The organism is Okeania sp. SIO2C9 (genome assembly GCF_010672455.1).
Taxonomy (GTDB): Bacteria; Cyanobacteriota; Cyanobacteriia; order Cyanobacteriales; family Microcoleaceae; genus Okeania.
In genome coordinates this window covers 22,957-36,316 of record NZ_JAAHGO010000002.1, presented here as the reverse complement: position 1 = coordinate 36,316, position 13,360 = coordinate 22,957, and the positions used below count along the sequence as shown (strand labels likewise).

General features: G+C 37.6%; 13 protein-coding genes and 1 pseudogene. 12 read left to right on the top strand and 2 right to left on the bottom strand.

What is annotated here, in order from left to right:
• Window positions 1-201: 201 nt before the first annotated feature.
• The 3 genes from F6K23_RS01540 (at window position 202) to F6K23_RS01530 (ending at window position 2,970) form a co-directional block, all read left to right on the top strand.
• The gene (locus F6K23_RS01540; RefSeq protein WP_293149869.1) at window positions 202-1,590 is read left to right on the top strand and encodes an AAA family ATPase; all 1,389 of its coding nucleotides are present in this window, start codon (window positions 202-204) and stop codon (window positions 1,588-1,590) included.
• Between the two features lie 2 nt (window positions 1,591-1,592).
• Window positions 1,593-2,510, top strand: a complete 918-nt coding sequence (locus tag F6K23_RS01535; protein WP_293149867.1) for a DUF4435 domain-containing protein — start codon at window positions 1,593-1,595, stop codon at window positions 2,508-2,510.
• 223 nt (window positions 2,511-2,733) lie between these two features.
• Complete coding sequence (locus F6K23_RS01530; RefSeq protein ID WP_293149865.1) at window positions 2,734-2,970, top strand: hypothetical protein; 237 nt, start codon at window positions 2,734-2,736, stop codon at window positions 2,968-2,970.
• Between the two features lie 202 nt (window positions 2,971-3,172).
• Here the strand turns inward: F6K23_RS01530 and rd are convergent, their stop codons facing one another.
• A complete protein-coding gene (rd, locus tag F6K23_RS41355; protein WP_367267578.1) occupies window positions 3,173-3,886 on the bottom strand; it encodes a rubredoxin in 714 nt (237 codons plus the stop codon).
• A 200-nt stretch (window positions 3,887-4,086) separates the two neighbouring features.
• On the opposite strand from rd, the gene F6K23_RS01515 reads away from it, so the two are divergent.
• The 3 genes from F6K23_RS01515 (at window position 4,087) to F6K23_RS01505 (ending at window position 5,559) form a co-directional block, all read left to right on the top strand.
• Window positions 4,087-4,482: a Fur family transcriptional regulator gene (locus F6K23_RS01515; protein WP_293149863.1), complete on the top strand. Its 396-nt coding sequence runs from the start codon at window positions 4,087-4,089 to the stop codon at window positions 4,480-4,482.
• A gap of 131 nt (window positions 4,483-4,613) precedes the next feature.
• On the top strand, window positions 4,614-4,796 hold the full coding sequence (locus tag F6K23_RS01510) for a hypothetical protein (RefSeq protein ID WP_293149861.1): 183 nt from the start codon (window positions 4,614-4,616) through the stop codon (window positions 4,794-4,796).
• A gap of 376 nt (window positions 4,797-5,172) precedes the next feature.
• Window positions 5,173-5,559 (top strand): VOC family protein, encoded by a 387-nt coding sequence (locus tag F6K23_RS01505; RefSeq protein WP_293149859.1) that lies wholly within the window; start codon window positions 5,173-5,175, stop codon window positions 5,557-5,559.
• Window positions 5,560-5,733: 174 nt separating this feature from the next.
• Here F6K23_RS01505 and F6K23_RS01500 read toward each other — a convergent pair whose 3' ends face one another.
• Window positions 5,734-5,868, bottom strand: coding sequence for a hypothetical protein (locus F6K23_RS01500; protein WP_293149857.1), 135 nt, complete (start codon window positions 5,866-5,868; stop codon window positions 5,734-5,736).
• A 22-nt stretch (window positions 5,869-5,890) separates the two neighbouring features.
• Between F6K23_RS01500 and F6K23_RS01495 the strand changes: the two genes are divergently transcribed.
• From F6K23_RS01495 to F6K23_RS01470, 6 genes and pseudogenes are all read left to right on the top strand, one after another.
• Entirely contained in the window at window positions 5,891-7,156 is a 1,266-nt protein-coding gene (locus F6K23_RS01495; RefSeq protein ID WP_293149855.1) for a tetratricopeptide repeat protein, read from the top strand.
• A gap of 705 nt (window positions 7,157-7,861) precedes the next feature.
• Window positions 7,862-8,200 (top strand): RNA polymerase sigma factor, encoded by a 339-nt coding sequence (locus tag F6K23_RS01490; protein ID WP_293149853.1) that lies wholly within the window; start codon window positions 7,862-7,864, stop codon window positions 8,198-8,200.
• Between the two features lie 15 nt (window positions 8,201-8,215).
• Window positions 8,216-8,806 (top strand): annotated as a pseudogene (locus F6K23_RS01485) (RNA polymerase sigma factor); the annotation flags it as partial.
• A 309-nt stretch (window positions 8,807-9,115) separates the two neighbouring features.
• Window positions 9,116-9,529, top strand: a complete 414-nt coding sequence (locus F6K23_RS01480; protein ID WP_293149851.1) for a hypothetical protein — start codon at window positions 9,116-9,118, stop codon at window positions 9,527-9,529.
• Window positions 9,530-9,778: 249 nt separating this feature from the next.
• Window positions 9,779-9,925, top strand: a complete 147-nt coding sequence (locus tag F6K23_RS01475; RefSeq protein WP_293149849.1) for a hypothetical protein — start codon at window positions 9,779-9,781, stop codon at window positions 9,923-9,925.
• Between the two features lie 696 nt (window positions 9,926-10,621).
• Window positions 10,622-13,360, top strand: coding sequence for a DUF4347 domain-containing protein (locus tag F6K23_RS01470; protein ID WP_293149847.1), 2,739 nt, complete (start codon window positions 10,622-10,624; stop codon window positions 13,358-13,360).

Below are 13,360 nucleotides of genomic sequence, written 5' to 3'. Positions count from 1 at the left end.
AATAAAAAATAATCTCAACATTTAGTAGAGTGGATGGTTTTCAATGATGACTATTTATACCTGTTAAAACCAGTAAAATTTGTCAAAGTTGATTTTTCCTAAAATAATGGGTGTGTTTTCTACTAGAATTAAATGTAAAGTGATGCAGAATAACTCAACTTGCTGTCATAGGAAATATTTAATAAACTGAGGAAAATAGATATGTCAATCTCAATTACAGAATTTACAATAGAGGAGTTATGGGGTTATCAAACATTTAAAATTCCTATTAAGGATAATAAGCTCGTTTTAGTCGGTGAGAATGGTACGGGAAAAAGTACAATTGCTAATTTGATTTTCTTTTTATTGACTTTTCAATTAAAAAAAATTAATCAATATGATTTTAAAGAAATTTCTCTAGCTACTGATCAGGAAAAGATTGTTTTATCTAAAAAACAGCTCAATATTATTATCAAGCAAATCAGAGAATCTAAAATTCTTTTAAAAAAATTTATTCCAGAATATATAGATTTAGAAGATAGAAATAATCTCAATTTTTTACTTGATATATCAACATTTATATCTGAATTTTTGAGTGAATTTTCAAGAGGAAATACAAGAGAATATAATCTGTTAGACTTTCAAAGAATTATAGAGATAGATAATTCAATAAGAATCGTAAAAAACGAATTTAAAAAAATCACAAAAATAGTTAAGGATAAAGTTTTATATCTGCCAACCTATAGACGAATTGAGCAAGATTTAAAAGCAATTTTTCCAGATTTTTATTCAGAATTATATGAAAAAAAAATCTCTAGGATAACTAAACAAAAAGATTATGTAGAATTAGTTGAATTTGGTATGGAAGATGTTGAACAAACTATAAATAGAAAAATGGATAACTTAAAAAATAGTGTGCGTAATCAGTTAGAAAATTTAATTGCCACAGTTCTAAAAGACTTAATTAATAAAATTTATCAAAAAGCTGAGGTGGAGGAATTAAAAAACTTAGATAATGAAACTGTTGAATCAATTTTTAGTAGGATTGATGAAAAATTTCTTCCAGAAAAAGAGAAGAAAGAATTACGGGATATGCTCGAAAAAATCAAAAATGAAGGAGAAATAGAAGAAGAGCAAAAGGTTACTGCTCATTTTCTAATCAAATTACTTAAATGGCATAAACAACAACAAGAACAAGAAAAAGATATTCGCAGTTTTATCAATGTTTGTAATAATTATCTAGTTGGCAAACAACTACGGTATGACAATATTAATTTGAGAATTTATATCACCTTAGACCGACAAAATATCAAGAATGAAAATAATCAAAAACTAGAGAATGAAGAAATTGAATTGAAAATGCTATCCTCTGGAGAAAAGCAAATTGTATCACTTTTTTCTCATCTATATTTATCAGATACATCAGATTATTTTGTAATTATAGATGAACCAGAACTTTCTTTATCAGTACCTTGGCAAAAACGTTTTTTACCAGATATTTTGCATAGTGGACGTTGTAATGGTCTAATTGCAGTAACACATTCTCCATTTATTTTTGACAATGAACTAGATTCATATACTCATTCATTAACCGAATTTATTTCTCAATAATTATGAATTTTCTCGACCAGTTAAGAGATGCTCGTGAACCAGGAAATACTTATCTGCAATTCATCAAAGATTACAAAGAGCATCAAAAAACTGTTCATTTATTCTTTGAAGGAAATGATGATGTTTCCTTTTATAATCACTTTATCAAACAGATGCTTCCCCAAAATTACTCTGATTTTAAATATATTTGTGGGGGTAAGCAAAAAGTTTATACATTGTATGAAAAAGTAATCAAGCGCGTATCTAATAAAAGTAGAACTTTATTTTTTGTAGATAAAGACTTATCTGATCTTATAGATGAAGTATTACCTAAATATCAAAATCTTTATGTTACTGATTACTACTCTATTGAAAATTTCATAGTCACAGCAACTATGTTCAGAAGAGTTTGCGAAGATTTTTATCATATTACTGACTCAAATCAGCTTGCTGATATAGAAAACCAGTTCGAGCAAGAATGGCAAACTTTTTGTCGCTATCTTTTGCCAATTATGTCATGGATAATTTATCTTAAAAAGGAACAATATCAACCTAATAGTAATAATCTTAAAATGAAGAATTTCTTCAAATTAACAAATGACTTGAAAATAGTCAAAATCATGTATAAAAAACTATTTTATTTAGAAAAACAGTGCAGTGTAGAAACACCTAATAATTGTTGGATTCAGATAAGAAAAATTGTCTATCATCTCAAAAAATATGAAGCCAAACAATATATTAGAGGCAAGTATGAATTATGTTTTTTTGTTACCTTCCTCAATAAACTTACAAATTTAAGAGATTCAGAAGGCAAGTCTATTTTTAAAACTCGTACTCAGATTACTATAGAAAATGCAGTAGAAATTCTAGCGCCTCGCGTTCCCTTTCCTCAGTCACTCAAAGATTTTTTAGAGTTTCATTTCAAGACACTTCAAAAGTAATTATTTAACAGTTATATCATGTCCGGTAAATCAGTTACGATATGTCATTGCGAGGGGAACGAAGTGAAGCGTTTGCGGAGCATTCCGGAAGGGAAAGCAATCACAGTACTTTTTTGCGATTACTTCACTCCGCTATCGCTACGTTCGTAATGACAACTGTTCAACCGAATATGATATTACATTTATAACAATTAGAACTAAATTAATTATTAATGTCTAAATAATGATTCAACCTCCTAATTTTCACAGACAATTTGTCATCTGCATTAACAACAAAAACTACCCAACCTCATTAGAAATTCGCAAAATTTATCAAGTCATCCCCGACACTACTGCCACTAAACATCAAATGATTCGAGTTATCGACGAATCAAACGAAGATTACCTCTACCCCAACAATTATTTCATCCCCATTGAATTACCAAAAGCAGCAGAAATTGTCTTTTCCAACATAAATTAAAATCATGCAAAATCTAATATGGAAAAGCAACCCCAAAAACTATTGGAGATTACTTTCCTATGGCAATGATTTTATAGTAAGTTATCAGTCAGATTTGATATATAGCAGTCGAAGGAAAAGTTAGAATAGATAAAAAGCTTAAAACTAAGACAAAGCAATATTCTTCCTTCTTCCCTCTTCCTTCTTCCTTCAAAAAAAACACTTAAGCTGCAACCGCCTCTTCATAAGGAACAAAAGATTTCTTCTGCGCTCCACAAATAGGGCAATACCAATCTTCAGGAATATCTTCAAATGCTGTACCAGCAGCAATACCAGAGTCAGGGTCGCCAACAACTGGATCGTAAATCATCGAACACACCCGACAGATCCATTTACGGGTTGCAGCTTCCTTTCCAGCAGCTTTTTGTTTCGGTGCAACACCATTCAAACCTTCGAGAGCTTCTGTATATTGATCCGCGTGGTGATGCTCAATGCTAGTCAATAAACCAAACTTATGAGTTGCTTGGCGAAACATGGAAGCGTGTTCGCGAGACTCTTCCTCTTGCTCCTTAAATTCTGCTGCTGCTGCACTATCACGATCTACTCGTGCTTGTTCAGCAAATTCTGGGTACATAGTTGTATATTCGTAGGTCTCTCCTTCAATTGCTAACTCTAGACAACGAGAAGCGATCGCTTTTTTCTGCTTTTCAGTCAAAGTAGATGGGTCGTCTACCACTAACTCTGGGTGAAGTAGGCGAAAGTGAGAAAAGGCGTGTTGAGTTTCTTGGTTAGCTGTTTCCCGGAAAAGTTTGGCTAAATCTTCCATGCCCAATTTCTTGGTTACTTCGGCAAAAAAGAGATATTTACGGTTAGCCATTGATTCCCCTGCAAAGGCGTCAGACAAGTTTTTGGCGGTGTTAGAGTTGGACAAGTCCATGGTGTTCTCCTGAATTATTTCTTTGACTCTGTTGTTTCTAAGAATAATTCTGATTTAAGAAAATGTCAAGGAAAAGATTGATTTTAATTTAACAACCAATATTTGTTGAGATGTGTTATAATCTGAGGCTGGTATAAAATGTATATAATAAGCTTAAGTTAATGAACAGTAACTATACTGCAACAAATATTAAGGAAAAAATGCAATCTAAAGGGCTGAGAATTACCCCTCAGCGGTTTGCGGTTTATGCTAATCTCTTATCTCGTTCAGACCATCCCACAGTTGAGGAGATACTGAGTGAAGTCAACCGTGAGTTACCAATTTCTTCCAAAGCAACTATTTATAGCGCCCTAACTGTGTTACGAGAAGTAGGGTTAGTTAAAGAAGTATTGCTGGAAGAGGGAGTAACTCGTTATGACGCTAACGTTAAACCTCATCATCATTTTTGCTGTCAAAACTGTGGCGCGATCGTTGACTTAGACTGGGAAATTTTTAGTAATTTACAAGTAGATCGCTTACCACCAGGAATTTATCCTGAAAGTTATGAGGTTATTGTTAAGGGTAAATGCAGTAATGAAAGTTGTCATAAATTATAGGCATTGAAGAAGGAAGAAGGAAGAAGGAAGAAGGAAGAAGGAAGAAGGAAGAAGGAAGAAGGAAGAAAGAGGGGATATTAAAAAGTTGCCATGACCCTCGATCAATCTCCAACCAATTCTAGACACCGCAGTTGACGTTAGGGTATTACACCCATAAGAGAAAAGATAAATTTGATAGTGCGAGCATCTTGCTCGCGAATATTTTAGTATTGCTAAGGAAGAAGGAAGAAGGAAGAAGGAAGAAGGAAGAAGGAAGAAGGAAGAAGGAAGAAGGAAGAAGGAAGAAGGAAGAAGGAAGAAAGAGGGGATATTAAAAAGTTGCCATGACCCTCGATCAATCTCCAACCAATTCTAGACACCGCAGTTGACGTTAGGGTATTACACCCATAAGAGAAAAGATAAATTTGATAGTGCGAGCATCTTGCTCGCGAATATTTTAGTATTGCTAAGGAAGAAGGAAGAAGGAAGAAGGAAGGAAGAAAAAATCGATAGGGACTCAAACCTCAACCAATTGTAAACACGGTCTAGACGCTGGGGTATTAAACCCAAAAGAAAAAGATAAAAACAGAAAAAATTATAGACATAGATAGGCGATAAAATTGTGGAATTTCCTTTGATGGAGCATTTTTAAACTCTAATTTTTATGATTTTATTTTTGTTAATTACTATTGCCAACCACAGGATTACTCTATGAAAATCAAAAGCTTTAATCATGTTGCAATTATTTGCTCTAATTATGAAAAATCAAAACATTTTTATGTGAAGATTTTAGGGTTTGAAATTATTCAAGAAACTTGGAGAAAACCACGCAATTCCTATAAATTAGATTTACTTGTAGGAAGTGGCGATCGCATAGAGTTATTTTCATTTCCCAACCCTCCAAAAAGATTAACTCGTCCAGAAGCTTGTGGTTTGAGACATTTAGCTTTAGAAGTAGATAATATTGATGAATCTGTCGATTATTTGAAATCCCACAATATAGAAGTAGAAAATATTAGAATTGATGAAATAACTGGCAAACGTTTTACTTTCTTTCCCGACCCAGATGGGTTGCCTCTGGAAATTTATGAAAGTTGAAAAAGGCAATTAACAATTAATAATTAATAATTAATAATTAATAATTAATAATTAATAATTAACAATTATCTCTCCTTGAAAAGAAGAGATAATTATTAATTGTTTACTTCCCCTCCTGGGAGGGGTTAGGGGTGGGTTCTCTCCCTGTACGGACGTTGCATGCAACGTCCCTAACTACTCAAGAAGGGGTTTGAGTACCCATCCACTTCTTCCTTCTTCCTTCTTCCTTCTTCCTTCTTCCTTCTTCCTTCTTCCTTTTTCCTTCTTCCTTCTTTCTTCTTCCTTCAAATAAATGCTAGGATTGTTCATAAAACAATTAATTTAGAGTGTAATGGAACAAGAAATCTATAAGCAAGCAGTAGCAAAATCTCGTGCTAAAGACTATGAGGCAGCAATTCAATATTTTAGTCGAGTTATAGAAATTAATCCTAACTTTGCTGAAGCTTATTATGGCCGAGGTTTAGCAAAGTTTGATTTAGGAAAAAACAAAGAAGCGATCGCTGATTATACTCAAGCTTTAGCAATTAATCCTAATTATATAGATGCTTATTTAGCTCGTGGTATTGCTAAATTGGCAGTAAAAGATATTTCGGCAACTATTGCAGATGCAAATCAAATAATTGCTATTAATAATCACTATGCTCCGGTATATAAATTGTTAGGTAATGCTTATCGTCAACAACATAATCAAGCAGATGCCATAGATAATTTTAAGCGAGGAGCAGAATTGTATTTAGAACAGAAAGATGCAGTTAATTGTCGGAAATGTTTGGATAATATTAAACAAATGCAATCTGTATCTACTACTGCTGTAAAAATTGAAAATCATCTCCAAAAAGATGATAATAAAACATTTTTAACTAAGATTTTAATAAAATTTGAAAAAGGCGATCGCCAGGGAGTAATAGCAGATTTAAACTGGGCTTTACAAGTAGACCCTGAAGATGCTCAAGCCTATTGTTGTCGAGGAATTATTCGTTATAAACAAGGAGATAGTTTAGGCGCAATATCAGATTTTAATAAAGCTTTGCAATTTAACCAACGAGATATTTTAGCTTATCAAAATCGAGGGATAATTCGCAGTAAAATGGGAGATTTTAAAGGAGCGATCGCTGACTTTGATGCAGCTTTAAAATTTGAACCGAATAATTCACTTACTTATGTAAGTAGGGGAAATACTTATCGGGATATGGGGGCGTATCAAGAGGCAATGATAGATTATGAACAAGCATTAAAAATTAATCCTAATGAAGCTAAAGCTTTTTATCATCGAGGCATTATTTATTCTCGTTTAGAAGAAATGAAAAAAGCCATAGATGATTATCAGAATGCTGCTAAATTATTCGGCGATGCTGAAGATTGGAAGAACTATAAAAAAACCTTAGATAACTTGAAGAAAATTCAGGGAACTGTTCCTAGTCAAAATCAGAATCTTAACGAAGATAATCAATATAAACAACTACAACAAAAACTTTTAAAAATGGTTGGTGGGCATTGGGAAATGGCAGAAAGATTAATCGCAAGAGTCCGAGAAAAATATCCTGGAAGAGATAGGATTTGGTATTTGGAAAAAGTTATATCTGATTATCAGCAATAGTAAGGTAGTGGGGGAGTAGGGGAGTGGGGGAGATTGAAGTAATTATAGAATTTTAAACATATATAGCAGATTGCAGGTATATGAGATATAAAAATGAACGTTCAAGTCTTTGTAGTGCGGGCATCTTGCCCGCGACGGGTGTATTGATCCTTGATGAAATATCCCGTGATTTTGACATTAAGCTGGGGAAATAGTAATTATTATACACGAAATAGTATGATATAAAATATGATAAATAATCCGACGCTATCTCCCCTTATATAGCGATCGCTGGAATAACAAATATTATCTTTTTAAGAATAACTTCTCAGATATCCTCCGAGAAGTTTTTTGATATTGAATTTTGCCCCCCTAGCCCCCCAACTTTGGGGGGAACAAGAGTCAATTTGCTTCTCAAAGTCCCCCAAAATTGGGGGATTTAGGGGGCTTAAAAGTCCCCCAAAATTGGGGGATTTAGGGGGCGAGTGATGTAGCAAATGGGACTTATCAGACAACCTCTCAGTAAATTTACCCAAATAACCTCTATCTATAACTTCACTAAATCTTTAAAGTTCTTATCCTGACAAGAACAATTAAATTAGTAATATGTTAACAAAAGTTAAAAATTAAACTATAGGAAACGCTCGTTAAATAACAATATACTTCCGATTGAAAAAAACCAGGGTGCCTGCCCAAATGTGTTGTTTTGAATAAAAACGTAAAATTTTGGATAGGCACAAAAGAACTGCAGATATTGATTCAGTATTTTGGCAACAATGGCAAGAGTATCAAGACTATCTCTACCGTTGCTGTATCAAATGGATGGGAGGCAACTCCACAGAAGCAGAAGATGCTCTGAGTATGGCCATGCTCAAGGCTAGGGAAAAAATACAACAGTCCGCCAAAGTAATTGAGAATTTTAAAGCTTGGCTGGCTAAACTAACTTATAACCTTTGCATGGATCTACTTAAGCAGCGTACTCGCTACGATCTAGAAGTAGAGGATGTAGACTTGGTTCTTTCTAATGAGGTTTCTCAAGCAGAAAGTCCAATTCTTGCTGCGTAGCAGCAAGAATTAGAAAATTTTTTTTGTCTGGCCATTGATGATTTACCAAAGAGACTACGGGAAACTTTTGTTCTCTATTTTGAGAAACAATACTCTTACCAAGAAATAGCTACAGAGTTGAACATTTTTTACGATAATGTCCGCAAGCGAATTTCTCAAGCACGAGCTACTTTGCGAGATAAATACCAGGAATATAAAAAAGAAGGAGAAATTCCTGTTATTGAGTCTGGAAAAGTAGAAAACTTTCCACCTCCAGAGTCGGCAACAGAAATTGTGACTGTTGAGATACCCCAGGAGACCGTTTTGTCTGAAGAGAAAACTGAGTCTATTTTAGTTGAGGCAACCGTTGAGGAGAAGTTGCCCGAAATAGAGAATGTTGGAAATAGAAAACAACAGCTCGTTGCTCTGTCAGTGTTAGTGGAATTATTGAAGGAGACTAAGCAAAAGGCAAAAGGTTATTTCAGTTATCAGTTAACAGTTAACAGTTATCAGTGGTCAAAAGGTTTTAGCCAACCACTTAAATTAGTTAATAATTCGCCTCCGGAATATTATTGGTGGAATATAGAGTCAAGAAAAATTGCCATCTCACTCAGGAATTACTTTTGACTTCTGACTTTTGACTTCATAACTGGGCGATAGTATAGCTTTTTTGATTAAAAATTCGCCCTTAGAATACCTTTGACGCAATATGAGTCAAGGGAAATTTGTTGTGGAAAAAAAGTTAAAAGCCCCTTGATAAGGGGGGGGATAGACTGTAAATTCCGTTCGTTGGTGGAATATTTGGACACCGAAAAATTTCTGGTCAGATGACTTCTCAGTTGCACCTAGCGCCATACTCTCCTAAAAAAAATTCACAATTTCCCACCCAAAACAGTCTTACTAATAGAAGACAAAAAAACAATCTTGGAGTTCAAAATGAAAAATACAATTATTCGTCGTTTAACTGTAGTTGGTGGCCTAGTTATTCTCAATGCTTTGGGTTTTGCCACTGTAGCTCGTGCTGGTGAAGGTGGTATCGCTGGTAGTGCGGCTTTCACTGTTGTCAATGATGCTGTTACAGGTGTAGCTGTGTCTGCTGCAGTAGGTAAGGAAAATGCTTCTGCTGCTGCTTTTAACTACGAAGCAGGTACTGGTTTGCAGAACTCTGCTTGGGCTTTAGGTAGTGCTGGCATACAAGGATTCGGTGGTGTGGGCGATCCTACTGGTTTCAGCGTTAACCCTGTTGAAGATACCGCCCGGGGTACTACACAAGATAATACCTTTAGTGCTGGAACTGTTACCGTACAACTTGGTACTGCTGCTGGTGAGGCTGTGGTTGAAGCTCCGTAGTAGTTGAGTAGTTGGGTAGGTTGGGTTGAGTGAAAGGAAACCCAACACCAAATTATTGCGTTCCAAATTTATTCCCAAAGCAAAAGCCATTTCATTATCGTCCTTTGAGAGCGATCGCCTGACGCTCATCGTCCAAAAAACAGTTGGAGGGGGATGCATTCTACCTTATCTCTACTACCTACAAAATATACAATCCCGAACTGATATTTATCACTGATGTTGAAGCGAAAATTAGTTGAGTAGGTTGGGTTGAGTGACCAACGAAACCCAACAAAAAATACTCTAGTGTTGGGTTTTTCCGTTGGAAATGCTCCGCAAACATGCTTCAACCCAACCTACAAATATCCATCCATTGCCATGACAAAAGACTGTCATTGCGAGGCGATCGCTCCCTAAAGTTGATTGTTGAACAATAGCTTAAATGAGCCGAAGCAATCTCATGGAACAGATGGCCACAATAAGACTGTCATTGCGAGGCGATCGCTTCCTCAAGTTGATTGTTGAACAATAGCTTAAATGAGCCGAAGCAATCTCATGGAACAGATGGCCACAAGAAGACTGTCATTGCGAGGCGATCGCTTCCCAAAGTTGATTGTTGAACAACAGCTTAAATGAGCCGAAGCAATCTCATGGAACAGATGGCCACAAGAAGACTGTCATTGCGAGGCGATCGCTCCCTAAAGTTGATTGTTGAGCAACAGCTTAAGTGAGCCGAAGCAATCTCATGGAACAGATGGCCACAAGAAGACTGTCATTGCGAGGCGATCGCTCCCTAAAGTTGATTGTTGAGCAACAGCTTAAATGAGCCGAAGCAATCTCATGGAACAGATGGCCACAAGAAGACGGTCATTGCGAGGCGATCGCTTCCTAAAGTTGATTGTTGAACAACAGCTTAAATGAGCCGAAGCAATCTCATGGAAGAGATGGCCACGGGGGGGATAAAAATTGAAGCGATGAAATCAGACCTACCCACCCCCCTCGCCATGACAGAAGGTTGTCCCGGACTGCTCCGCAAACCCTATCGGTCGCAATGACGAAAATACGTTGTATTGCGTAAGTCCTATAACAAACAAGTTTTTTGAGGTAAAAAAAATGAACAATACTACCAAAACTTTCAATCAAACTTCTACTCTAGTTTTTATCGACACCGGAGTTGACAACTATCAACAATTATTTGACGGTGTAGTTGCCACAGCTCAACCTTTTATTCTGGATACTGCTACTGATGGTATCGAACAAATAGACGAAATCTTACAACAATATCCAGGGCAAAAAACTGTTCATATTATTTCCCACGGTGCCCCTGGTTGTCTGTACCTGGGAAATAGTCAACTGAGTTTAGATACTCTCAAACAGTATGCACCTCAACTGCAACAGTGGAATATTGATAACTTGCTGCTGTATGGTTGTCATGTAGCTGCTGGGGATGCAGGAGAGGAGTTTGTCAGTAAGTTGCGGGGTTTGACAGGGGCAGATATTGCAGCTTCTCATACTTTGACTGGGGCAGCTATTAAAGGTGGAAATTGGGAGTTGGAGGTAAATACAGGTCAAGTTAACCAACCGAGGGCACTACAAACAGAAGTCATGGAAACCTACAGTGGTGTCTTCAACTATCAGTTGCAAGTAGCCCAAAATATCGGCGGTAGCAGTTTTGACCGTGGCAATGGCATAGCCACGGACAGCAATAGTAATGTCTGGGCTACAGGATATTTCCAGGGCAGCATCGACTTCAACTCTGATGGCATCGATGATTTGACCAGTAATGGCAGTACTGATAGCTATGTAGCCAAATTCGACAGTGATGGCGATTTCCTGTTGGCTCAAAATATCGGCGGTGGCAGTTTTGACCGTGGCAATGGCATAGCCACGGACAGCAATGGTAATGTCTGGGCTACTGGATTTTTCAGTAGCAGCATTGACATCGACAGAGATGGCATCGATGATTTGACCAGTAATGGCAGTGATGATAGTTATGTAGCCAAATTCGACAGTGATGGCAATTTGCTGTTGGCTCAAAATATCGGCGGTGGCAGTTTTGACCGTGGCAATGGCATAGCCACGGACAGCAATGGTAATGTCTGGGCTACTGGATTTTTCTTTGGCAGCATCGACTTCAACTCTGATGGCACCGATGATTTGACCAGTCATGGCAGTTTTGATAGCTATGTAGCCAAATTCGACAGTGATGGCAATTTCCAGTTTGCTCAAAATATCGGCGGTAGCAGTGATGACCGTGGCTATGGCATAGCCACGGACAGCAATGGTAATGTCTGGGCTACTGGATTTTTCTTTGGCACCATTGACATCGACTCTGATGGCAACAATGATTTGACCAGTAATAATGGCAGTCGTGATAGCTATGTAGCCAAGTTCGACAGTGATGGCAATTTCCAGTTTGCTCAAAATATCGGCGGTAGCAGTAGTGACTATGGCAATGGCATAGCCACGGACAGCAATGGTAATGTCTGGGCTACAGGAGGTTTCGAGGGCACCATTGACATCGACTCTGATGGCAACAATGATTTGACCAGTAATGGCAGTTTTGATAGCTATGTAGCCAAGTTCGACAGTAATGGCAACTTGCAGTTTGCCCAAAATATCGGCGGTGGCAGTAGTGACTGGGGCTATGGCATAGCCACGGACAGCAATGGTAATGTCTGGGCTACTGGATATTTCCAGGGCAGCATCGACTTCAACTCTGATGGCATCGATGATTTGACCAGTAATGGCAGTAGGGATAGCTATGTAGCCAAATTCGACAGTGATGGCAATTTCCTGTTTGCTCAAAATATCGGCGGTAGCATTAGTGACTGGGGCTATGGCATAGCCACCGACAGCAATGGTAATGTCTGGGCTACAGGAGATTTCGAGGGCACCATTGACATCGACTCTGATGGCACCGATGATTTGACCAGTAATGGCGATCGTGATAGCTATGTAGTTAAATTTTCTGAGAATGCCTCCCCTACTGACATCACCCTTGACAACAACACTATCGACGAAAACGTAGCAGGTAACAGCGTAGTCGGCACACTTACTACCACCGATCCTGACTCTGGAGATACTACTTTTACCTATAATTTAGTCTCAGGAGATGGAGATACAGACAACGCCGCCTTCACCATTGGCGGTACAAACAACGACGAACTGCTAATCAAAGCATCCCCAGACTATGAAGCCAAGGATAGTTATAGTATCCGAGTTCAAACCACTGATGCAGCCGGAGCAACTTATCAAGAGCAATTTACGATCAATGTTAACAACCTTGATGAAACTCCCACAGAGTCAGGAACTCCAGGCAGGGATATATTCCGAGGTGATAACACAGCAGAAAATTACTCAGCATTAGATGGTCACGACAGAGTATACGGTAACGGCGGTGAAGACAACCTTGACGGCGGTGACGGCAACGACATAATTTATGGCGGTGACGATAATGACACCCTTAATGGAGGTTTACTTCACGATCGCCTCAACGGAGACAGTGGTGACGACTTACTCCTGGGTGACAGTGGTAACGACATCCTCAACGGTGGTGCGGGAAATGATACCTTGAATGGAGGTCTTGGCAACGACAGATATATTGGCGGTGCAGGAGATGATGTATTTATCATTGGTCCGGGATTAGGTATAGACCTGATTCAACGGTTTGAGGATGGCATGGATAAAATTCAATTAGAAGGGGGTATCGGTTTTGATGACTTAGTGCGACTCGAAAGTGGCAGTTCCACTTTGATTAAAGTTGCTGCCACTGGGGAACTTTTGGCTAGGTTATCGGGTATTAATGTTGGTTTGGTTGGTGCCGATGATTTTAGTCAGAGCGCAACCTAA